This is a genomic window from Paenibacillus sp. OK060 (assembly GCF_900101205.1).
Lineage (GTDB): Bacteria > Bacillota > Bacilli > Paenibacillales > Paenibacillaceae > Paenibacillus > Paenibacillus marchantiae.
Genome location: NZ_FNFR01000012.1, coordinates 67862 through 89935 on the forward strand (window position 1 = coordinate 67862; position 22074 = coordinate 89935).

Consider the following 22074-nt stretch of genomic DNA (forward strand, 5'->3'; position numbering starts at 1 on the left):
ATTATCTTAATATTAAGATATTAAACCGAACTGATTCAGTTATTATTTTGTTGGGCCTGTTCCTGTTTCAGTTTATCCGGAGTGACGTTATCGCCGTTCGGATCATAGATGGTTACATTCAGCAGAATATCATTGATCGAACCGCGAAAGGTTTGCAGATATTCCTGGCGCAGACGAATTTGTTCTGCTTTCTCCATCTCCGTCAATCCTGCCGCGTTGGCTTTTCTTGAAAGTTCATTTATTCTGGTCAATGTTGGAATCATCATCTTGATCTCTCCTTGTAAATCGGAATTAAGATATTTGCTTTTCTCGGTGTAATTTATATTCAAATTAAATATCTTAATTTAAAGATAAATGATTTATGCTCCGTTGTCAACCGTTTTCTACCATTTAAAATAGAATGAAAAAAAGGGCCTACTCCAAAGTTTGACCTTGGAGTAAGCCCTTCTTATATTTAGATATAGGTTAACCCAACTTCTGACCACAGTTTGGACAGAAATTTGCTCCTTCATTCTTAGCGCCACAGTTCGGACAGAAATTCGGCTTTTTATTGTCTCCAGACGAAGAAGATGCACCTGCATCGCTGTTTTGATTAGCCGCAGGTTTTTGATCCGAATTCTGATTCTGGTTGTTCTGGTTCTGATTCATGTTCTTCATCATTTCATTCGCCATGTTCATGCCCATCATCATGCCCGCCATATCCGAAGCAGCGCCGCCACCCTTAACTTTACCGGATGAGATGCCATCAGTCATGCTGACCTGCTGATATTTTTGCAAATTGCCGATCATTTCATGTGAAGCAGTCTTCGTAATCATATCCTGGATCTCCTGCGGATAATTGAAGCTCATCACCTGGAAGCCTGTGATTCCGATCCCGATGTCCATCATTTGCATATCCAGATCTTCCTGAATACCTTTGGCAATATCCGAGGCATTCGCCTGCAGGTTGAACATGTCCTTACCCTCACGGCTAATCCATTTCATTAGCAACTGATCCAGCACAGACGTAATTCGGATTTTAACATCCTCGACCAGATAGCTCTGCTTGATACCCGCGATTTTATCGATCAATGTAACATAGTCACTCACTTTAAAATTAAACGTACCATTCGCACGAACCGGCATTCCACCTGGAAGTTGAGGAGTTGGAATCAATACCGGACTTTGCGTACCCCATCGAACCGTAAACTCCTTCGTATTCACAAACAGCACTTCGACCCGCATGCCGCTGTTGAATCCGAACTTGAAGCCTTTTAAGGTAGACAGAAACGGAATGATCTCGGAATCGATATTAAACGACCCTTCGTCCTCAAAAATCCCTTCCACCTTGCCGTTATTCAGGAAGATCGCATCCTGCCCCGAACGGATAATCAATTTACTTCCCTTCTTGATCTCACGGTTACTCCACTTCCAGAAAATCATATCATCTCTGAACTCTTCCCATTCCACCACATTCGAAAATTGATTTTTGAAAAATCCCATACTCGTTCCCATCCCTTCTATTTGGTCTTACTTCGTATCTTAGAAAGATCTGCTGCTACCACTGTGTGAATGACCGCCTCGGCTGGTACCTCCGCCCCCGCCTCCTCCTCCGCCACCGTTATTGTTGTTCTTCTCAATTTTGCGTTTGGTTACGGTAGTACGGATATACCGATCCTGACGATCGATCACACTGGAAGTACTTGAATCCTCATAAGTAGCACGATTGACTGTAACTCGCCCACCGGAACGATAGGCCATTACCCCAACAGCAATACCTCCAATCGCTACTGACGCAGCAAGTTGGAACCAAATATTGAAGAGAATATTATCAGGATTTACTCCCGGTCTAATTCCCATATATTCGTAGGACAGCTTGATATACTTTTCAAAAGCCAGTTTATAATTACCGTCCGTTACATCTGGTGCAATCTTAGCTGTGATTTTATCTGCTCTGCCGTTGTCGATATACTCTTTCCCTTTATAAAAACCAGCAAGATACATCTTCCGGTTATACATATCAATTGTCAAAATAACTGCATTGCCATGAGCCTTATCGTAACCAAGCCCCTGATCATCATAGAAATCCTCAGTCAGCAGTATTTCACTCTTTTGCTCCTCATTATTTGAGGTATAAATAACAAAATCCGTCTGCCTCTCCGCCCCATACTCATTCGCCAATGCGTTCAGTTCACTTTTCTCCTGCTCGTTCAGCAGATTAGCTTCATCGTAAATCAGGTTCTTGCTGTCTGCTGCCGATACAACTGACATTGGAATCAATGGAGACACGAGGGTAATCACAAATAAAATGAGCGTTGCCATCCATGCCAGATGTTTTCTTTCCCTCACAGGAATCCACCTCCCATCATCCAGGAGACCAGTTTCAATGACAACAAAGAAACGGCTGAAATACCTGCGAACCATCCGGCAACTTTAGCTTTGCTAATAGGCGGTTTACCAACCACTTTACCCGTCTGTCCATTCATGGCAAAGGTATACTGCGAACGATTGTAGTCATAGTAAACCATCCATACTGGGAGCAGCACATAGTCTGCATTTTTTAACGTAGTATCAATCTGTTTGTCCGTGTAACTAACACTGTTATAACCAGAAACCGTTGATGCAATATAAGAATCGATATAAGAGCTCGTTTTTTCCTTGGCGCGCGGGTATAGTTCCTCATCGGTATAACTATATTTTTCCGCAATATACCCGGCGAGATACGGTGTTTTGAAAAGCTTTAACTGGTTATAAGGAAATGGCTCCAGCTTATCCATCAGTTCATCTTTCATTTTCTCCGATGCATCAATGGGCAGATTCACATAATTCAGCCGGATTCTCCGGTAAATATCGAAATGCTGCGTTTCCGTGTAATGGTAATCACCCTGCGTGTAAGTTCTGATCTTTGTGCCACGGCCATGAACTTCGATTTTGTTATGTAACTCATATAACCAGAAAGGCACATATATCCCGGTAATGCTCTTGACTCGGTCAGCCGTCATGAATCCGCTAGGTGTCAGCAAGCCGTTTCTGCACCACTTTTTGAACGCCTGCTTGGCCTCATCCTTACTGATCGAAAAGGGTAAGACCATGGCCGGTGCCAGATCTCCCGTCAGTCGATCACTCAGAACAACGGCAGCTCCACAGAAGCTGCATGTCGTTGCACTTGTCTCCGGCTCAGTCACAATATCGGCGCCGCAGCTGTTACAGTGATACTCCTTGACCTCATTCTCCGTGAACACCTGTTTCTTCAGCGGATCGGGGATCTGTTCGATGTTATCCTGTCGTCCGCAGCTGGGGCAGGATAACGCTCCAGTTGCACTATCAAAAAGCATTCCACTGCCGCAGTTGGGACACTTGTACTCGATTACCGGCATTTGCTCACCTCAATGTTTAACGAAATGTATTACATCATATATCGTTATTTATCTTCCAATTTCTTCTGAATTGCTGCAAGCTCTTCCTCTGGACTCGGCGTCACCTGTGCATTATTACCCGCATCGGCGTTCATTTGCTGCTCCAACTGCGCAATTAGCACATCCAGATCATCTTCCTGTGCCCCAGCACGCAGTTCAGCCAAAGCCTCAGCTTCATTAAGTGCCTGATTCGCTTTGTCTTCCATCGCCTTCAAAGCAGCATTCGCATTGGCGGCGGAGGCGTTCCGTTCATTGGCCTGTTGTTGCGCATTGGCAGCCGCCATTCTGCCCTTCAGCTCCGTATGCCGAGCTTCCAATTGCTCCATATCCGCCACCAGCTTCTCGTGCATATGCTTCATCATTTCGGCTTTGGCTGAAGCCCGATCATAGACAGCTTGTAATTCATTCCGTTTCTCAGTCTGCGCTGCCTTCTTTTCCAAAAAACCACGTGCCTTGGCTTCATCACCAGACTCCGCAGATTTCTCTGCATACCGCTGTAATTTCTTAATCTCTGCACTGCATTCGTCCAAAGCCCTCTTCGCCCGGCTCTCATCCGAGAGAACCGCAGCCGTCTCTGCCTTCACCTGACCCAAATCACTGCTCAAGCTCCGCATATATTCATTCACCGTCTTCTCCGGATCTTGCGCCCGAGCCAGCACATGGTTCATATTCGCTTTCATCACGTCCCTAAACCTCGATAAGATTCCCATCATTCGTTCCTCCTTCGATCAGTTCATATGTACTATAATACATGAATATGAGGTTGAAGGTTTCATTTACTGCCACTGCAACAATAAATTTGAAGTAATCCAAGCGTGACATAATCCCCTTACGTTACAAAAGAAAAACCACCAGCCCATTGCTGATGGTTAAGGGATATTCCCTGTCCGTCAGGAGCCAGGGATGCCATTCCTCTGCAAGTTGGCTATAATAAGGAATGCCCTCTGGTCTGATGTACCGGCAGGAACCATGAATGATTTTTATAAAAGGCAGGAAAATTATGCGTACACGAGTTCATATTATCGCTCCTTACGAATCCATGACTACGATTATAGAAGAATGCATTCCGCTATTTCCCCAGTTAGCCATTCAATATGAGGTGGGCGACCTGATGAAAGGCGCCGAATTGGCGGCCCAGGCTGAACGAAACGGAGCGGAGATTATGATTAGCCGCGGCGGTACTGCACAACTAATCAAGGAAGCCGTAACCATTCCCGTCATTGATGTGCAGTTATCCGGATATGACATGATTCGTTCGCTAACGCTGGCGAGCCAGTTCAACGGCCAAACCGCTATCGTTGGCTTTGCCAATATTACTTCAGGGGCACAGTCGATTATCGATCTGATGGAACTGCCTTTAAAGGTATATACCATACGCAGCTCGGAGGATGTGGCAAGGCTGCTGCTGGAGCTGAAAGCGTCAGGGTATCGTCAGATTGTTGGCGATGTTATCACCGTGAATACAGCCAAAACCTATGGAATGGAAGGATTGCTGATCCAGTCTGGCAAGGAATCCATTCTCAGAGCGCTTGAAGATGCACAGTTGGTATATCGGTACTTGAGCAAAAATCACGCGATATCCATCATACTGAACAACCTGGTTACCCAGGAGCATCCAAATCTCATGATCTTGGACGACCAGAACGAAGTTGTATTCGAGAATTTAACTGATTTTGAGCAGAATCCGCTTACCGATAATCAGATTTACCTCACCAATACCAACCTGGATTTCCATCAATCCCAAGTTCAAAATGTGTTCATCGTGGATGATTACCAGCTTACGGTGACGGCCTACGAAACGACGTTAAGTAAAAAAACCTATAAAGTATACTCCCTTGAAAAAGGACAGCCCTATGCTTTTGCACAATTCGGCATAACGGCATATACCGATATATCCATGGAGCCGATTGTTGCCGAATCCCCTGCCATGCAGGCCGTATTGAAGAATATCCGGGCGCTTTACGAAAACCATGAACCCATTTATCTGCTAGGCGAAGCGGATTCGGGCAAGTCTTTTCTGGTAAAACATATTCATCAAATGTACTCCAGCGGTGGGCTGATGCTCCAAATCGATCTTGCCCAGGTTCCTCCAGGACATTTGCACAAAATTCCACTTTCCAAGGTGCGAAACGTAGAAATTAATCTTTTGGAAAATGGTTCGAATGATGAGGAATTGATCTCATTCATTCAGACCTGTCTACAGAGGCAGATCGGGGTATTCATCCTGGGGGAACAGGGATTGAATCCTAATAGAACGCTGGATGTCGAGCTGAATACGATCATTATGCCGAGCCTTGTGGACAGGCAGGAGGATCTTGCGCCACTGATCCAGCACTTCCTCAGCGATTACTACCAGAAGTATGGGACAGTTGCGGTGAAGATGAAAGAGGACGCGTTGCAGCTAATTAGGGATCAAGTCCCGCATATGACTGTGAACCAGTTGAGGCATCTTATCAAACAGGCTGCACTGAATGAGCAGGATTACGTGATCTCAGCCGAAACCTTATCACACCTGCTCGGTGAACAACCCTCACCCAATACGATGAAGCTTAGTGGTACGCTGAAAGAAATCGAAAAAGAGATTATTCAACTCGTTCTACATGAGGAAAACAATAATCAATCCAAGGCGGCCGAACGCTTAGGGATTAACCGTGCCACGTTATGGCGTAAACTTAAAGAGTAACTTTAGGTTTACGCTTTTTTTACGATTATATGTGTTGCATAATTAAACACTTATAACTATTACTTAAAATTTACAATAATTAAGTGTTGCTAAAATAAACAATATGAGATAACATAATCCCTGCAAACGCTTTATAAAAACGATTACTTCATAAGGAGCCACTACTATGAACATTAAAGCAACATTAGATCGTATTCCTGGCGGTATGATGGTTGTTCCCCTGTTGCTCGGTGCAACCATTAACACATTCTTTCCGAATGCTTTGCGAATCGGGGGTTTCACGGAAGCCCTGTTCGTAAATAGCTCAAGCACATTGATCGCCCTGTTCCTGTTGATTGCTGGTACGCAAATTACGTTCAAGACGGCCGGTTCTTCGGTTGGTAAAGGCGTTACATTGCTTGTGTTCAAGTGGGCAGTTGGTGCAATATTAGGTTTGATCGCCATCTATTTTGCGGATTCCAATGGTTTATTCCTTGGTTTGGCACCGCTTGCCATTATCGCTGCAATGACGAATTCCAATGGTGGACTGTACATCGCCCTGGCCGGACAATACGGCAAAGAAGATGACAAAGCGGCTTATCCGTTCCTCGCGCTCAGCGATGGACCGTTCCTCACCATGGTTGCTCTTTCCATTTTCGGTGCGATGGGCTTTGCCAACGGCATGTTCTCCCCGATGGCTTTTGTAGCCGTACTGCTTCCACTGATCGTCGGTGTTGTTATCGGTAACCTGGATCGCAACCTTGCTGAATGGCTGCACAAAGGCAGCGATAAGCTCGTTCCATTCTTCGCCTTTTCACTCGGTATGGGCATCAACTTCTCGTCCATCATTCAAGGCGGACTTAGCGGCATCATGCTGGGTGTAATTACTGTATTGATTACTGGCGGCGTCGGCTACCTGCTCTTCAAAGCCATTGGCTGGAATCCCATTGTCGGAGCTTCGGAAGGTTCCACAGCCGGTAACGCTGTAGGTACACCTGCTGCCATCGTGGCTGCCAATGCTTCATTTGCCCCGATTGCCGAGATTGCTACAGTACAAATTGCTGCGAGTGTTGTGACGACTGCCATTCTACTGCCGATCTTCATCGGATTCCTCTCCAAAAGGCTGGAGAAATCAGGCGGTGTCGAGAAATACAATCAAAGACCGTCCACATAAATGCATTGAATTTAGCTGACCGGACTTATATTTAATTTTGATTTTCAAGGAGGGATGACTGCATGAAATTAGCCATTATTGCAGATGATTTGACCGGCGCCAATGACAGCGGGGTGCAGCTTGCCCGCCATGGATTAAAGACAAGCGTACTATTCAACATGGACGAAGATAACATTCGTAATTACGATGCGGTCGTGTTTGATACCGACAGCCGTTCCATCACACCGGAGGATGCGTATCAGCGGGTTAGTCGAGCAGCCGAACTGCTGTTAAAGAACGGATTTGGCACCATTTTCAAAAAAATGGATTCAACCATGCGCGGAAACATCGGGATCGAGATCGACGCTTTGTATGATGTGGTCAAGCCCGATTTTATGATGATCGCCCCAGGCTATCCCAAGAACAATCGCACCATTCTTAATGGCACGCATTATCTGAACGGGGTTCCACTGGCCGATACCGAGATTGCGAATGATCCGAAGACACCTGTCACTCTTTCATATCTTCCGGATTTGCTCAAGCTTCAGACCAAGTATGAAGTGGGCGAGATTACGGTGAGTGATCTTGAATCGGGTACAGATCATATGAAGACGCAACTGGAAACCTTTAAGGCAAACGGCATTCCCTATATCCTCGTCGACTCGACAGATGAACAGCATTTGGAGCAGGTTCTAAGCATCACCAGCAAGCTTGATTATTCATTTGCCTGGGCAGGATCGGCGGGAATTGCGAACTACCTTCCCACTCATTACGGCTTGGGAGCCAAATCTGCGGAATTGACCATTCCGGCAAACCCAGGTCCGATCCTCACCGTTGTAGGGAGTGTGAACAAAAACTCTCGTGAGCAGCTCAAGCTGTTGCTACAGAAAACCGACGTATCATCCATCCCGTTCCACTCGTTCAAAGCCGTATCGGGTGCAGCAGATCGTGAGCAAGAAATCGATCGTGTGTATGAGGAAGTGATGGCCAAAGCCGTAGAGGGCAATGACGTTGTCCTCTATTCAACCGCCGAACAGGTAGATATTGAGCTAGCACGTGCTAAGGGTGAAGTCAGAGGACTTAATCACACCGAGGTCAGCAATGAAATTGTACGGGCCATAGGTGAAATCTGCGCCAAGCTGCTGGAGAATGGGTATTTCAAAGGTGTATCCATGACGGGCGGAGATACAGCTAAGCAAATCTGTATGAAGTGGAATATCAGCGGTTTTGAGCTGCTTGATGAGCTTGAAATTGGTGTACCGATATCGAAATTTATTGGAATTGAGGATTTGCACGTAATTACCAAAGCGGGCGGGTTCGGCAAGCCCGACGTCTTCATCCATGCAATAGAAAAATTAAAAGGAGGAGTTACCGTATGAAACCAACCGTAGGAATTACAATGGGCGATGCAGCAGGTATTGGACCCGAGATCATTATGAAAGCATTGGGCCATCAGGAGGTCTACAACAATTGCAATCCACTCGTCATTGGCGATGCAAAAATATTGGAGCGTGTCCTGCCTGTCATCGGATCGAGCCTGAAGGTAAATGCTATTCATGAACCATCCGAAGCCAAGTATGAATTCGGTACTGTGGACATTATTGATTTGGATCTCATTCCTGCAGATCTGGAATATGGAAAAGTATCTGCCGTTGCGGGAGATGCAGCATTTCAGTTTCTGGCGAAGGCTATTGATCTAGCGAAAAAACAGCAAATTCACTCCATCTGCACAGCGCCTCTGAACAAGGAAGCCCTGCACCTAGGTGGGCACTTGTATCCAGGTCACACCGAGATTTTGGCTGATTTGACCGATACCGAGGATTTCTCCATGATGCTGACTACACCCAATCTGCGAGTGATTCACCTTACGACGCATATGGGTCTGATTGATGCCATTGCCAGCATCAACCCGGAAAGAACATACACTGTGGTTAAACTGGCTCATGATACTTTGAAAAAAGCTGGCTTCGAAAATCCGCGTGTAGCTGTTTGCGGTATTAACCCGCATGCAGGTGAGAACGGACTGTTCGGTAATGGTGAAGAGGAAGAAAAACTGCAGCCCGGCATCGAACGTGCGCAAAAGGAAGGCATTAACGTCGTTGGTCCACTTCCGGCGGACACGTTATTCTTCCGCGCTGGCCGTGGCGATTTTGATATCGTTGTGGCTTGTTATCACGACCAAGGACATGCACCAATTAAGGTCATGGGCATTGAAGAAGGCGTGAACATTACGGTGGGTCTCAAAGGCGGCATTATCCGTACTTCTGTAGACCATGGAACAGCCTTTGATATCGCAGGCAAAAACATCGCCGATGACAAAAGCATGCTGGCCGCCATCCGTTCCGCCATTGAACTTGCGCCAAAAACGCAAATTTAAAGTAATCCAAGAGATATATACAGTAACGACCGTTTCCCATTCTTCTACTGGGAAACGGTCGTTTTGTGTACAAGCGCAGTCAGTGGATATGGACTTTTCGTAATCATCATCACATACCTTAAAGTAAAAAACGATTGAGGGTGTATGAACTCCGTGAACAATACCTCCCTGCCATCTTCTACTATGGAGAAACCCAACTTTCTCGTCATTCTTGTAGATGAAGAGCGTTATCCTCCTGTATATGAGAGCAAAGAAATACAGGCATGGCGTAGAGAAAATCTGATTACCCAGGAACGTTTAAAGTCTCATAGTATGGAATTCCATCGGCATTATATCGGAACAACCGCCTGCTGTCCCAGCCGGGCTACCATTTTCACAGGTCAGTATCCATCACTGCACGGTGTCAGTCAGACTGTCGGCATTGCCAAGGAATCGTATGACTCTGACATGTTCTGGCTGAATCCTAATACGGTGCCTACGATGGGCAATTACTTCCGAGCAGCAGGATACCAGACTTACTATAAGGGAAAATGGCATATATCCAATGCGGATATCATCTCTCCCGGCACCCACCAAAGCGTTCCCAGTTACCACCCCCTGACCGGGGTTCCTGAACCCCAGTTGGAAAGCCTGTACCTTCACGCGAGTCGTTTGGAGGACTTCGGATTCTCCGATTGGATCGGCCCTGATCCCATAGGCAGAAACCCCCGAAACTCCGCTTCCTCCGCCGCTTTTGGCTTAAGTGGACGTGATGAGGTATACGCCGCCGAAACAGTTCATCTCATTGAGTCCCTTGATCGCAGGAAGAATGAACACCAACAAGTCGAGCCCTGGCTCATTGTCTCTTCCTTTGTGAACCCCCATGATATTACGTTATATGGTGATCTCGCCGCGCGCCTACCCGATTTCAAATTCGAGGTAGATCCGATGCCCGCAGTCAACGCTCCTCCGACAATACACGAGTGGCTGGGTACCAAACCACGTTGTCAGGCAAATTACCGAGACTTGTATCCAAGAGCTTTACAGCCTATCACCGATCAGAGCTTCTATCGCCAGCTATATTACCAATTGCAAAAAAATGCGGATCGCCAAATGCTCAAAGTGTATGAAGCTCTTACGCGCTCCTCCTTCTATGACAATACCATTGTTATTTTCACATCGGATCATGGCGATCTGTTGGGCGCTCACGGCAATCTTCATCAAAAATGGTACTGTGCCTATGAGGAATACCTTCATGTTCCTTTTTTGATTCACAATAAACAACTGTTTCCCGAGCAACAACATGTGCATAGCCTGACAAGTCATGTCGATCTGCTGCCAACTTTGCTAGGTCTGGCCAATATTAACGTTTCCGAAATCCATGGACGATTGCAAAAGAATTTCAGTGAAGCCCGCCATTTGGTAGGACGGAATCTCACACCTCTAATTTATGGAGAGGATAATCCGGCTCTGACACAGCAACCCGTCTATTTTATGACGGACGATGATGTCACACGTGGTCAGCACCAAACCAATCCATTAGGCATATCCTATTCGTCTGTTGTACAACCCAACCATATCGAAACCGTAATTACCACCCTTTATAAAAACAACAAACCGGAAATCTGGAAGTTTTCCCGGTACTTTGACAATACTCAATTTTGGAGTCAGCCTGGGGTAATAGATGTCATCACACAGCCCGTTGGAAAGCCCGCATCAGGAGAATGTGTAACGTTAACGAAAACACAGCCGGTACCTGATGAATATGAATTGTACAACTTGACGGGCGACCCGCTGGAGACCTGCAATCTGGCCCATTCTGCCTATGCCACTCCGCAGACGATGAACATTCAGCAATGGATGATGCAACTTCTGGAGGAACAACGGAAACAAAAACGTTTGTATCCTCATCAATCTACGATATAGAGATTTGGAGAAATAACATCCCTATAATTCGTTAAACCAAATCGTAGACTTATGGAAATTGCAGCTATTAACATGTGCTCGGTTCGTTAAATAGTAATAAGCTAAAAAGGATGTCCTCGTCATGTTCATGACTTATGGGACATCCCCTTTGTATATTTATATTGAAATGAAGACTCATCATCCAAGCCCAATTTCTTTATTTATCTGAACCATACAATCTTAGCTCTTCTGCATCATCCGAAAACCGGATCATTTTTTCAAATTTTAATCCCAGTTTTTCAAGAAGCTTTGCAGATTTTTGATTATTTGATGAAGTGATCGCCACGATCCGATCGAAGCCCAGCACCGTTCTTCCATGGTCCAATGTTGCCGCAGCGGACTCGTACGCATATCCATTCCCCCAGAACTGTGGAAGAAAAGCATACCCGATGTCCACATCTTCCAAAGAATCTCGTTTGATCAGCCCACAAATCCCGACCGGAACACCATCCGCTTTCCGCTCCGTCAAGAACAGCCCGAACCCTAAGCGGTTGTACATCTCGACTGGGCCATTCAGGATATATTCACGTGCGCCTTCCACGGTTCTCACACCTCTGTCGCCAATGAACTCCAGCCAGGAAGGATCATTCAAAAGCTCAAGCATAAACTCCCCATCATCCGGTGACAGCCAACGAAGGTTTAACCGATCTGTTTCAAGAACTTTCAAGAAAACATCCCCCTTCTGGAGCATGGACGATGAAACCCACCAGAATATAAATGTTTGGCCCAATACTCTCAATAGATAACATTATACTGACCCTTAATCTTACTTCACAAGTTGATACAACAAAAAAACTAATGTATATAAGGGGTCACCTTATCGATCGTACCAATATCCAGGAATACCTCTTTCCAGACGCATCAGCGCCTCAAGATAAAAATAATCGCCCCAGATCGTGTAATCATCAGGTGAATCTCCACCTCTTACGGAGTAAGAACCATGCTTCAGCAGACCCTCCGCTGTATCCGAGCCCTGCGTGGAATAATGATTAAATAAGGATTTCATGGACGATTCCGCTGCTTTCCGAAAAGCCTCCCGCTCAGGATCAGCTTCATCAAGCCGTCCGGCAATTTCTAGCAGACCACAGGCAACAATAGCCGATGCAGAACTGTCCCGTTTCGGTTCAGGCGTCTGCGGGGCATCAAAATCCCAATACGCTACTTCGTCCTCCGGAAGATGGGCAAGGAAATAACGGGCAAGACGTTTGGCTGTCTCCAGCATCTCTGTACTTTGCAGATAGCGGCTGCACAGTGCAAATCCGTATATTCCCCATGCCTGTCCGCGAGTCCAGGTAGAGCCATCATTGTAGCCTTGATGCGTACCGCCTCGAATAGCCTCTCCGGTAGCCTGGTCAAAATAAAAGGTATGATAACTTGAGTCGTCTCCACGAACGAGGAAGCGGCGGCTTTTCAGTGCATGCAGTTCGGCAACGCGGCGATACTCCTCGTTATTGGTCTGCTCATACGCCCAGAACAGCAGTGGAAGATTGAGCAGGCAATCGATAATAATTCGCCCTCCGTTATTCACATCACCTTTCCGCCCCCAGGCCTGAATCAGTCCAGCATCCTCCCGCCAGCGTTTCATCAGCATATCGGCTGCCTCCAGCGTGAGTTCCCTTGCAGCGACGTCATGCTCCACAATCCATTGTGCCTTAGAAGACAACGAATAAAGGAAGCCAATATCATGATGATCGAAAATAATTTTCTGTTCCATTCGCCGACGGAAGTTATCGACGCTATTCACGGCAGCCTCACGAAACCTCGGGTCCTGAGTATACTCCGTGCATAACCACAGGATGCCTGACCAGAACCCTGCCGTCCACTCCGTATTATCGTTAAGCACATAATGCTCATCCCCATTACTAACATGGGGAAAGCGTCCTTCGAATCGATCTATATTATGCCGAGTGACATGGAGTGCATCTTCAATAGCTTTTTTCCACATGGAACAGTTCCTCCTCTAGACAAGTCATATTCTTCAAGCCTCTTGCTGGACAAGTCTGCTATTTTGCTTATATTGACCGGGAGTGATCCCCTCATATTTCTTGAAAACACGAATGAACGAATTGCTGTTCAGGAAACCCACCCGCTCGGATACGTCCTGGATCGTCAGTTCCTCTGCCTGTAGAATTTTCTTGGATTGCTCAATTCGATATTGGTTGATGTAATCGATCACGTTGACTCCAGTCTGTTCCTTGAAGTACTTGGAGACATAGGTTGGATGAAAACGAAAGCGCTCCGATAAATGGGTCAAGCCCAGATTGACATCTGCATAACTCTCATGAATGAATTCCACCAGTTGATCCCTCAATTCCTCACTGCGGGACCGCTTGCGCTCATGCACCGTCTGGCATACCGTCTCCAGTATCCGCAGCAATTCGGACTCGATCTCCTCAAATGTCTCACATGCAAACAATTGCCGAATCAGGTCGTTGCGCTGCGTCATCTCGTTCTGGTCGTCCGTCTTGATCTGCTCCGTAGCTTTCAGAAAGGTACCGATCAACTCAAACATCAGACAGCGAGCCAGTTCAACAGACAAGGGCTCTCCCGCAAAATTAGTCATGAGAATCTCATTCATCACTTCCGTGGAACGGGCATAATTTCCAGTAGCAATATAATTGATGAGCTGTCTCTCCAGATCAAGAGGGTAATACAGCTCCTCCTTAGGCCTACGAATCCGGTTCGGATCAATAATTTGACCGATCCCCAGAATCAGCCTGTATTCCAGCGCTTCTTCCGATTCCCGGAAACAATCCGCGATTTCCCCAATACGGTGATGAACATGGCTAACGCCAACAGTGAAGTACACGCAGAATCGGGAGCCGATGAAACGCTGGGCTTCTTCGACTGCACGAATTAACCGATGACTGGTATCCTCCTCACACTCCCGAATATTGATCAGGAACGCAATTCTTCCATCAATGTCCGCAGAGTATACATGACCGATTGAGCCGATCATCTCCTCCAGCACATTGGTCAGAATCAGATGCACAAATTGATGCTTCTCCTCCTGGTCCTGCTCACGTACTCTGGAACGGAACAGCCCTTCAACATCCTCAATGTGCAGGAGCAATACAGCAAACGACTCCGTCTCGAATCGAATACCTGAACGTTCCAAGGTCGAAGCAAACTCCTCACCCACCTGTACCCTACCCTTCATCAACTTGGAGAGCAGACTGCTCCGTATAACGCTTTGCTGATCCTTAAGCCTGTTGGCAAATTGATCCTGCTCTTCCCAGGCTTGCATCAGAACAGATTGCAAAATACCATATTCATCGTCCGGCTGTTCCAGTTTCCATTTGACCTTATCCGAGATAATGTTCATGATCCGTCCCAGCGGACGGTAATTCCGTCTAGTGAACCACCAGGCTGCCACCCCGCCAAGGATAAGCCCTGCAGCAACGCCTCCAAGCGTAATATCGCGGATAACCGTCAGCTTCTTGGCATAGATTCGGGTAGGTATGATGGATACATACTTCCAGTCCTGGATCTTAGAAGAAATCTGCGATATGGTCACGGATTCTCCGTTCCAATCGATCGTTTCCGTTCTTTTCCCAGCATCATTGAAAAGGTTAAGACCTTCCCCACTTATGTAAGGGGTTTCAAGTGATCCGGTAGAAAATAACGTTTGACCGTCGTGATCCAGAATGAACACGGTGCTCTCTTTTTCCAAACGTACGTTATCAATGGCTTGCTGGAATCGGTTAGGGTCCAGGCTAACAACGAAGGTCGCAGGGCTGTCAGCGCCATTCTGAATAGGAAACGGCTGAATATAGACAAGCGTGTCTTCAATCCGTCGATCTTCACTCCGAACCTCCATCTTTCGGTACATGCTCTTACCGGAATCATGCATAAGCCGGGTCCAAGCTTCCTCGGTTACATTGGTGCCCTGATAGAACATGTCGTATAGATAATTTTTTTGAATAAGTGAAGACGAGGACAACGCGATATCGGGTTGTTTGATATAAATGTATAGTTCACTAATCAAGCCGTTTCCGACGCGTGTAGATTTCAGGTTTTTGATCAGATCAATCCCCATGACTCTCCAGCGGGCATCCTGTTCAGATGCATGATTAATGAAGCTCATGAGTTGAGAGTCAGCCATTAATTGATTGCTAATGCTGCCAATATCACCAATCTGGTTATCAATGGTTTCCTGTACCTGAGATAACAGCACCATGTTGGAACGATTAACTTCTTCCTCAAGCAACATCCGAGACTCGGCAAAAACAGCAGCACCGATCACAATCGGTATGAGCAGAATGACCATGTAAGAAATGCCCCAGGATAACAGGATGCTTTTTCTCTTCATGCGTCTCCTCCTCACCGTTTGTTATTTGGTATGGCATGATAAGGCAACTCTATTCTTTGATTGCTCCGATCATAACACCTTTAACAAAGTATTTCTGCAGAAACGGATAGATGAATAATATAGGAAGGGTGGCTACCATAACGGTTGCGTATTTTACACTTTCCCCGATGGCCTCTTTGTCCATAGCGGTCGCTCCTGTCGTCATCGAGTCTGTACTGTTCTGAATCAGAATTTCTCGCAGCACCAGTTGAAGTGGAAACAGGTTACGGTCCCGAATATACAGGATCGCACTGAACCATGAATTCCAGTGACCGACGCCGTAAAAGAGAATCATCACCGCAATAACGGGCATAGACAATGGTACGACGATCCGCCACAGAATGAGCATCTCTCCTGCCCCGTCTATACGGGCCGACTCTAGTAAACTTTCCGAGATTTCCGCAAAGGAAGTTCGCATAATAATCAGATTATAGCTGCTGATCAGACCGGGTACAATCAGAGCCCAGAGGCTGTTGCCCATATGAAGCGTGTTATTGATCAACAGATAAGATGGTATGATTCCGCCGTTAAAAAACATCGTAAATACAATCGCCAACATAATCGGATTGCGGAGCATAAAGCTTTTGCGGGACAATGTGTACGCCCCCAGAATAGTAAACAGCAGATTAAGCGCCGTGCCCACCAACACAATGAATATCGTATTCCTGTATCCGGATAGGATGTTGGGGTTGCTCAGTACCAGCTTGTAGCTCTCCATCGTAATCCCTTTGGGGAAAAGCAGCAGGCCTCTATGGGCCATGAGTTGACCTGAGTCGCTAAGCGATGCATTTAGCACATGCAGCAGTGGATACAAGGTTACGATAATTAGCCCTGTCATCAGAATCGCGTTGGCACCGCCAAACAGACGCTCTCCCATGGACCTTTTCATTCGCAAAGAAACTCCCTCCCTTCACCTCGTTCTTGGCTAGAACAGCTTGGTATTGGATATCGCCTTGGACAGGCGATTGGCACCGATTAGCAGCGCAAAGTTAATGACCGACTGGAAGAGACCCACCGCGGTTGTATAGCTGAATTCAGCACTTTCACTAATCCCTTTGCGGTAGACAAACGTCGAGATTACATCTGCTGTATCATACACATTCGGATTATAGAGCAGAATAATTTTCTCGAACCCAATCTCCATCAATCCTCCAATGCGGAGTATGAGGAGAATCATAATCATCGGAATGATGCCGGGAAGCGTGATATGCCACACCTGGCGAAGCCGACTCGCTCCGTCCACGTTGGCAGCATCGTAGAGCTCGGGGTTAATGCCGCTAAGCGCAGCCAAATAAATGATGCTGGAGAAGCCGAGCTCCTGCCAGATCGATGAGGCGGTATAAATGGTACGGAAATTGGCCGGATCGCTGAGAAGCGCGCTGCTCTGACCGCCAAAATAGCCAATGATGGTGTTAAACAGTCCATCACGAGATGAGAAATCAACAATCATGCCACAGATGACAACAATGGAAATAAAGTGAGGAATATACGAGATCGTCTGCACCGTACGTTTGAAGATTTCATGTCTGAGCTCGTTAAGCAGAAGAGCAAGAAGAATGGGAGCCGGAAAACCGAACAACAGCTGATAAAAGCTTAGCAAAAGAGTATTCTTCAGAATTCGCCAGAAATAATAGCTCTGAAAGAAATCACGAAAATGCTGCAATCCGACCCAATCACTGCCCCATATGCCTTTGCCCACCGAGTAGTCTTTGAACGCAATGATGGCTCCGTACATCGGCAGGTATTTGAAGACGAGAAAATATAAAACGACGGGGAGAGCCATCCAATAGATGGCTTTATTCTTTTTGTAATTGAGCCATAACAAGGAAAACTTGTGCGACAACTCCTTCATCCCCTTCCTTTTTCATTCCAAAGAGGGCATCCACGGCAGCAAAGTCGTAAAACGGCTACACCACCGTGGACATCTCTTCCTTATCTGGCTTTATAACGGTCCAGGGCAGCTTGCTGAATTTCAATAGCCCGTTTCACGTTAAACTTGTTGATCTGATCCACAAACTTGTCAAAGTTCTCAATCGGCTCAACCCCAATGACAAATTTGACGAACATCTCGTCCCGGTAGGTTCCAATATCACTCATGATCTTGCTGTACTCCGTAGATTCTTCTGTTGTCAGACTGGTTGGAGGAAGGCCCACCTTCAGTGTATTCTCGCTGTATTTGGAGAACAGAACCGCCGCATCCTTCTGCTGTTGGAGCTGATAATATTGCTCGTTGTACCGATCGTCATCCTCCCCCACGAAGGGATAGTTCGCAATAAAATGTTTGGCCATGGCCTGAGCAACCGACAGACCGTCTGGATTTTTCAAAATCTCATCAGTATAGGTCGGGTAACCGTCCTTCATCGTATAGGTGAGGCCCTCCATACCGAAATTTTTCAGCATATGTCCTTCTTCACTGAAGAAATAATCGAGTGCTTTGACCGTTTCCTCCGGATGTTTGTTGCTATTGGTGAGCACAACGCCGCTACTGCTCCACTCCCAGGAACGTCCGGTAAACAGTGGTTCATCACCCTTATTCAGCACTGGATATTGAGTGGCTGTCAGGTTGGCGTTCGGATCGGTTTCCTGCAGAGCGGGCAGGTAGCGGCCTACACCTCCACCGATGAAGGTGAAAAACGCACCAGCTTGACTGCTCAAAATTTTGGCGTCGTATGTTTTCTGATCATTGGTAGCAAAATCGGAATCAATCAATCCCTCCTGATACCAGCGATGGAACATCGTTAGAAATTCCTTATATCCCGGCTCGATTGGTCCATAGACCACCTTGCCATCTTTCATAAACGTATTATTAGTGATGCCGTAAGCCTCCAGATATGTCGGTGCGGCTGGTCCCATCGTGCTCATTTTGGGTGGTGCACCAAACAACAGGGGCGCTGCTACACCTTTTTTCTCCTTGAAGGCCTTGAGTACCGTCTCCCATTCCTCAATCGTTTCCGGTTTCTCCAGCTTCAGCTCATCCAACCAATCCTGACGGATGAACGTACCGCCGAAGGTTTTGTATTCCCCCAGCCGCAGATGCGGTATCGCATAGATATCTCCGTTGTCGGCTTTTAACTGTTTGGCAACCTCGGGATTCTCGTCCAGGATCTTTTTCAAATTGGGAGCGTATTCATCAATGAGATCGTTAAGTCGAATGATGATACCATCATTGAATAGCTTGGCGTAATCTCCATTGACAAACATGGCATCAGGCAGCTGATTCGAGGCAATCATGACATTGAACTGTTCAGTCTCGGCACCCACAGCGGGATGCTGGAATTCGATTTTGGTATTGGTTTTCTTCTCCCATTCCTTAATAGCCGTGATTTCATTCATGCTTTTGAGTGTGATGGAAGCATTGGTATTCATCGACATCCAGATTGAAATGGGGGTAGGTCCATCTCCTCCTGCTTCACCTGCACTTCCGTTGTCTCCTGAACAGCCCCCAAGAGCAGCAATGCTCATCATTAGGCAAATTCCAATTGTCAGTCGTTTTCTCCATGACCTTTTCATCACTTCACGTCCCCCCATTGAATTTGTATCGTGGATAAGCAGCCCTGTCATCTCTCTCCATAAAGTTACCGTTTGCCCGCTATATTGGCTATCCTCCATTCTTGCCGACATATCCAAAATTTGATATTTCCATGCGCAGCGCAGGATTTGCACATGAATGCAAGAGATCAAGATCATATATCCAGATTGAACGGTGAGTAAATAAGTGATGAACGTTTGTAAAAACATACATCAAAAAGCCTCCTAGTCTACATCTCTGTAGGTTAGGAGGCTATATTTATTTTATAACCATTCAACTCACCGTAAGGTGAACCGAACTTTTTATAATAAGCATTTAAAATTCTTCGTATTCACTCGGGTCCTGATTCCACAACCGTCCATCTTTACGATTGTAAGAAGAAATGACTTCCATTTCCTTCTCGCTCAGCTCGAAATCGAAAATATTGATATTCTCTTGCTGGTGTTGAAGCGAGCCTGCTTTAGGGATAGGAATTGAACCAAGCTGGGTATGCCAGCGCAAAATAACCTGCGTACCCGTTTTGCCATGAGCCTCGGCAATACGAAGGATCTGCTCATCTTTTACGATATCTTGTACAGCATCATTGCCACGACCAATCGGACTCCACGATTCGTTAACAATGCCATGCTGCGAATCCTTCTCCCGCTGATCCGCTTGGTCAAAGAAGGGATGCAGCTCAATTTGATTCAGACTTGGCGCTACTCCGGTCTCCTTAATCAGGCGTTCATTGTGTTCCGGAAGGAAATTGCTAACTCCGATGGAACGGATATATCCGCGTTTCTTCGCCTCAATGAGTGCTTGCCACGCTTCCACATACATATCCTGCTTGGGATTTGGCCAGTGAATCAGATACAGATCATAATAATCAAGATCTGCTCTGTATAGAGATTCTTGGATGGCTACAATCGCCTTTTCAAAAGCATGGTAACGCCCTGGCAGTTTAGATGAAATGAGCAAGTCTTCTCGGGAAACGGAGCTCTGTTTAATGGCCTTCCCAACAGTCGCCTCGTTCTCATAGTTATACGCTGTATCAATTAGTCGGTAACCTGCATCCATCGCGGACGCTATGGATTTAACGCCTTTTTCTCCTTTTAAGCTATAGGTACCAAAGCCAATGGCAGGTACTTTTAAGCCATCATTCAACGTATATTCCGGAATTGTATGATTCATCTGTAAACTCTCCTTTGCGAAAGATATATTAAAACGATATGGAAAAGGTGATATGCCCTCTCCGTTTATTCTACCCCTCCATACGCGGATGAATCAAATATAAGCCACCACCCCGTTAACAGGGTGGTGGCTTTCTCGTCTAATTTTAATAGAGTCAAGTCGCCTCTTTATTCAAGCGAAGAGATGGGCGTGGCCGATAACGACCGCTTGCCCATAAAGTTCTGAATGGCGCTAGCAGCCTGCTTGTACCCACCAGCATCGCGTAACGTTTTCCCAATAACCTCAGCATGTTCCTTGTAGGAGGCATTACCGAGCACTTCTAGTACCGCGGTTCTCAGTACGTCGGGTGTAAGGTTATTTTTATCCACGATGACACCTGCTCCGAGCTCCTGCACCCGACCTGCTACACGTGGCTGATCCGAGGTTAACGGAAGCATGACCAACGGTACATTATAATACAAAGCTTCACTTGCACTGTTCATGCCTGCATGTGTCAGAAAAGCATCTACACCCTGCAAAACTTCCAGTTGAGGAAGATAGGGTCTGATGATGAAGTTGTCAGGAATGAGATCAGCAATCGGCTCCAAATCGGTATCCTTCCCTGAAGACAGTATAAACTGTACAGGCAAATCACGGAAAGCTGTAAAGCACAGCTTATAAAAATCAAGATTCTTATTCAAAATGGTTCCCATCGAAATATAAACTGCCTGTTTATAAAGGGCATGCAGAGATTCCTTGGCAAAGGATGGCGCATCCTTGCGGGGTGTAATAGATGGGCCAGTGAATACAAAGCTATCGTCCAGCTTGTCCCCCATGGGTTGAAAATAACGGCTTGTATAAACAATCTTCAGTTGTCCTGGATGCCCTGAAAGTTCCGCTAGAGAAGGAACAGCTACATTGAACTGAGAAGCTAATTGCTGGGACATCTCGATGATGCTGTTATATAGCTCCTTAACCTCCTCATCGTCATCCTTCAGTTGATTTTGATTACCTGATCCGAGAGGCTCCACAAAAACAAAAGTGGTGGTTGAGCATACCGCTGGAATACCCAGCTTTTCGCCTAAAATTTGCCCTCCCCAGCCTATTATGGAGTCAAAAATCAAATAATCGTAGGTTTCATTTTCGATCAGATTCAGAACATCCGGAATAAACCGCTGAATAATTTTTTTCAAAACCATATATAAAAATTGGTAAGGGTGCTTGATTTCAAATGGCTTCATATCTGGGTTGTTGAGCAGGCTTGCCTCGTTGAAGGAGTATGCTTTAAATTGTGCGCCTAACGCTTCAATCTTCGTCCGATATTTTTCCGTACAACAGTAGACGACTTCATCTCCGTTCTCTATCAGTTCCTTGATTATTCCGAGCGTCGGATTGATATGCCCTTCTGCAGGCATCATTACAACTAATACACGTGCCACGAAATTCACCTCCATTAAATTTTCCAATCGTCAAAGCGGGACATTTTATTTCTAGCTTCAAGATACGATACGTGT

Annotated in this window: 18 protein-coding genes; 5 read left to right on the top strand and 13 right to left on the bottom strand. The window is 46.2% G+C overall.

Features of this window, described 5'->3' with window-relative positions; genetic code table 11:
* Nucleotides 1-35: 35 nt before the first annotated feature.
* The 5 genes from BLS14_RS29490 to BLS14_RS29510 all read right to left on the bottom strand — a co-directional run bounded on the left by BLS14_RS29490 (nt 36) and on the right by BLS14_RS29510 (nt 4105).
* A complete protein-coding gene (locus tag BLS14_RS29490) occupies nt 36-263 on the bottom strand; it encodes a DUF896 domain-containing protein (RefSeq protein ID WP_090955413.1) in 228 nt (75 codons plus the stop codon).
* 202 nt (nt 264-465) lie between these two features.
* Nucleotides 466-1482 carry an SPFH domain-containing protein gene (locus tag BLS14_RS29495; RefSeq protein WP_063566468.1) on the bottom strand — a complete coding sequence of 339 codons (1017 nt, stop codon included), beginning with the start codon at nt 1480-1482 and terminating at the stop codon, nt 466-468.
* 39 nt (nt 1483-1521) lie between these two features.
* On the bottom strand, nt 1522-2301 hold the full coding sequence (locus BLS14_RS29500) for a TPM domain-containing protein (protein WP_090955414.1): 780 nt from the start codon (nt 2299-2301) through the stop codon (nt 1522-1524).
* A 23-nt stretch (nt 2302-2324) separates the two neighbouring features.
* Nucleotides 2325-3356, bottom strand: a complete 1032-nt coding sequence (locus BLS14_RS29505; protein WP_063566469.1) for a TFIIB-type zinc ribbon-containing protein — start codon at nt 3354-3356, stop codon at nt 2325-2327.
* A 44-nt stretch (nt 3357-3400) separates the two neighbouring features.
* Nucleotides 3401-4105 carry a PspA/IM30 family protein gene (locus tag BLS14_RS29510; protein WP_176854839.1) on the bottom strand — a complete coding sequence of 235 codons (705 nt, stop codon included), beginning with the start codon at nt 4103-4105 and terminating at the stop codon, nt 3401-3403.
* Nucleotides 4106-4395: 290 nt separating this feature from the next.
* Here BLS14_RS29510 and BLS14_RS29515 point away from each other — a divergent pair, with 290 nt between their 5' ends.
* The 5 genes from BLS14_RS29515 (at nt 4396) to BLS14_RS29535 (ending at nt 11492) form a co-directional block, all read left to right on the top strand.
* The gene (locus BLS14_RS29515) at nt 4396-6078 is read left to right on the top strand and encodes a sigma-54-dependent transcriptional regulator (protein WP_090955416.1); all 1683 of its coding nucleotides are present in this window, start codon (nt 4396-4398) and stop codon (nt 6076-6078) included.
* A 166-nt stretch (nt 6079-6244) separates the two neighbouring features.
* The gene (locus BLS14_RS29520) at nt 6245-7231 is read left to right on the top strand and encodes a 2-keto-3-deoxygluconate permease (protein ID WP_064641229.1); all 987 of its coding nucleotides are present in this window, start codon (nt 6245-6247) and stop codon (nt 7229-7231) included.
* Nucleotides 7232-7293: 62 nt separating this feature from the next.
* The gene (locus BLS14_RS29525; RefSeq protein ID WP_090955370.1) at nt 7294-8589 is read left to right on the top strand and encodes a four-carbon acid sugar kinase family protein; all 1296 of its coding nucleotides are present in this window, start codon (nt 7294-7296) and stop codon (nt 8587-8589) included.
* Nucleotides 8586-9587: a 4-hydroxythreonine-4-phosphate dehydrogenase PdxA gene (gene pdxA, locus BLS14_RS29530; RefSeq protein ID WP_090811499.1), complete on the top strand. Its 1002-nt coding sequence runs from the start codon at nt 8586-8588 to the stop codon at nt 9585-9587. The genes BLS14_RS29525 and pdxA overlap by 4 nt, the downstream gene beginning before the upstream one ends.
* 183 nt (nt 9588-9770) lie before the next feature.
* Nucleotides 9771-11492: a sulfatase family protein gene (locus BLS14_RS29535; protein ID WP_090955418.1), complete on the top strand. Its 1722-nt coding sequence runs from the start codon at nt 9771-9773 to the stop codon at nt 11490-11492.
* Nucleotides 11493-11688: 196 nt separating this feature from the next.
* Here BLS14_RS29535 and BLS14_RS29540 read toward each other — a convergent pair whose 3' ends face one another.
* The 8 genes from BLS14_RS29540 to BLS14_RS29575 all read right to left on the bottom strand — a co-directional run bounded on the left by BLS14_RS29540 (nt 11689) and on the right by BLS14_RS29575 (nt 21999).
* Nucleotides 11689-12198: a GNAT family N-acetyltransferase gene (locus tag BLS14_RS29540; RefSeq protein ID WP_090955372.1), complete on the bottom strand. Its 510-nt coding sequence runs from the start codon at nt 12196-12198 to the stop codon at nt 11689-11691.
* 150 nt (nt 12199-12348) lie between these two features.
* Nucleotides 12349-13476: a glycoside hydrolase family 88 protein gene (locus BLS14_RS29545; RefSeq protein WP_072735776.1), complete on the bottom strand. Its 1128-nt coding sequence runs from the start codon at nt 13474-13476 to the stop codon at nt 12349-12351.
* A 33-nt stretch (nt 13477-13509) separates the two neighbouring features.
* The gene (locus tag BLS14_RS29550) at nt 13510-15843 is read right to left on the bottom strand and encodes a helix-turn-helix domain-containing protein (protein ID WP_072735775.1); all 2334 of its coding nucleotides are present in this window, start codon (nt 15841-15843) and stop codon (nt 13510-13512) included.
* 49 nt (nt 15844-15892) lie between these two features.
* Nucleotides 15893-16771 (bottom strand): carbohydrate ABC transporter permease, encoded by an 879-nt coding sequence (locus BLS14_RS29555; protein WP_176854843.1) that lies wholly within the window; start codon nt 16769-16771, stop codon nt 15893-15895.
* Nucleotides 16772-16807: 36 nt separating this feature from the next.
* The gene (locus tag BLS14_RS29560) at nt 16808-17734 is read right to left on the bottom strand and encodes an ABC transporter permease (RefSeq protein WP_090955376.1); all 927 of its coding nucleotides are present in this window, start codon (nt 17732-17734) and stop codon (nt 16808-16810) included.
* 80 nt (nt 17735-17814) lie between these two features.
* On the bottom strand, nt 17815-19620 hold the full coding sequence (locus tag BLS14_RS29565; protein WP_090955377.1) for an extracellular solute-binding protein: 1806 nt from the start codon (nt 19618-19620) through the stop codon (nt 17815-17817).
* A gap of 106 nt (nt 19621-19726) precedes the next feature.
* Nucleotides 19727-20581, bottom strand: a complete 855-nt coding sequence (locus BLS14_RS29570) for an aldo/keto reductase (protein ID WP_090955379.1) — start codon at nt 20579-20581, stop codon at nt 19727-19729.
* A gap of 167 nt (nt 20582-20748) precedes the next feature.
* A complete protein-coding gene (locus tag BLS14_RS29575) occupies nt 20749-21999 on the bottom strand; it encodes a macrolide family glycosyltransferase (RefSeq protein WP_090955381.1) in 1251 nt (416 codons plus the stop codon).
* Nucleotides 22000-22074 lie beyond the last annotated feature (75 nt).

What these genes read in the sequence shown, in the direction of transcription:
- BLS14_RS29490 (WP_090955413.1), bottom strand. Translation starts at nt 263, where the DNA reads ATGATTCCAACATTGACCAGAATAAATGAACTTTCAAGAAAAGCCAAC.
- BLS14_RS29495 (WP_063566468.1), bottom strand. Translation starts at nt 1,482, where the DNA reads ATGGGATTTTTCAAAAATCAATTTTCGAATGTGGTGGAATGGGAAGAG.
- BLS14_RS29500 (WP_090955414.1), bottom strand. Translation starts at nt 2,301, where the DNA reads ATGGCAACGCTCATTTTATTTGTGATTACCCTCGTGTCTCCATTGATT.
- BLS14_RS29505 (WP_063566469.1), bottom strand. Translation starts at nt 3,356, where the DNA reads ATGCCGGTAATCGAGTACAAGTGTCCCAACTGCGGCAGTGGAATGCTT.
- BLS14_RS29510 (WP_176854839.1), bottom strand. Translation starts at nt 4,105, where the DNA reads ATGGGAATCTTATCGAGGTTTAGGGACGTGATGAAAGCGAATATGAAC.
- BLS14_RS29515 (WP_090955416.1), top strand. Translation starts at nt 4,396, where the DNA reads ATGCGTACACGAGTTCATATTATCGCTCCTTACGAATCCATGACTACG.
- BLS14_RS29520 (WP_064641229.1), top strand. Translation starts at nt 6,245, where the DNA reads ATGAACATTAAAGCAACATTAGATCGTATTCCTGGCGGTATGATGGTT.
- BLS14_RS29525 (WP_090955370.1), top strand. Translation starts at nt 7,294, where the DNA reads ATGAAATTAGCCATTATTGCAGATGATTTGACCGGCGCCAATGACAGC.
- pdxA (WP_090811499.1), top strand. Translation starts at nt 8,586, where the DNA reads ATGAAACCAACCGTAGGAATTACAATGGGCGATGCAGCAGGTATTGGA.
- BLS14_RS29535 (WP_090955418.1), top strand. Translation starts at nt 9,771, where the DNA reads ATGGAGAAACCCAACTTTCTCGTCATTCTTGTAGATGAAGAGCGTTAT.
- BLS14_RS29545 (WP_072735776.1), bottom strand. Translation starts at nt 13,476, where the DNA reads ATGTGGAAAAAAGCTATTGAAGATGCACTCCATGTCACTCGGCATAAT.
- BLS14_RS29550 (WP_072735775.1), bottom strand. Translation starts at nt 15,843, where the DNA reads ATGAAGAGAAAAAGCATCCTGTTATCCTGGGGCATTTCTTACATGGTC.
- BLS14_RS29555 (WP_176854843.1), bottom strand. Translation starts at nt 16,771, where the DNA reads ATGAAAAGGTCCATGGGAGAGCGTCTGTTTGGCGGTGCCAACGCGATT.
- BLS14_RS29560 (WP_090955376.1), bottom strand. Translation starts at nt 17,734, where the DNA reads ATGAAGGAGTTGTCGCACAAGTTTTCCTTGTTATGGCTCAATTACAAA.
- BLS14_RS29565 (WP_090955377.1), bottom strand. Translation starts at nt 19,620, where the DNA reads ATGTTTTTACAAACGTTCATCACTTATTTACTCACCGTTCAATCTGGA.
- BLS14_RS29570 (WP_090955379.1), bottom strand. Translation starts at nt 20,581, where the DNA reads ATGAATCATACAATTCCGGAATATACGTTGAATGATGGCTTAAAAGTA.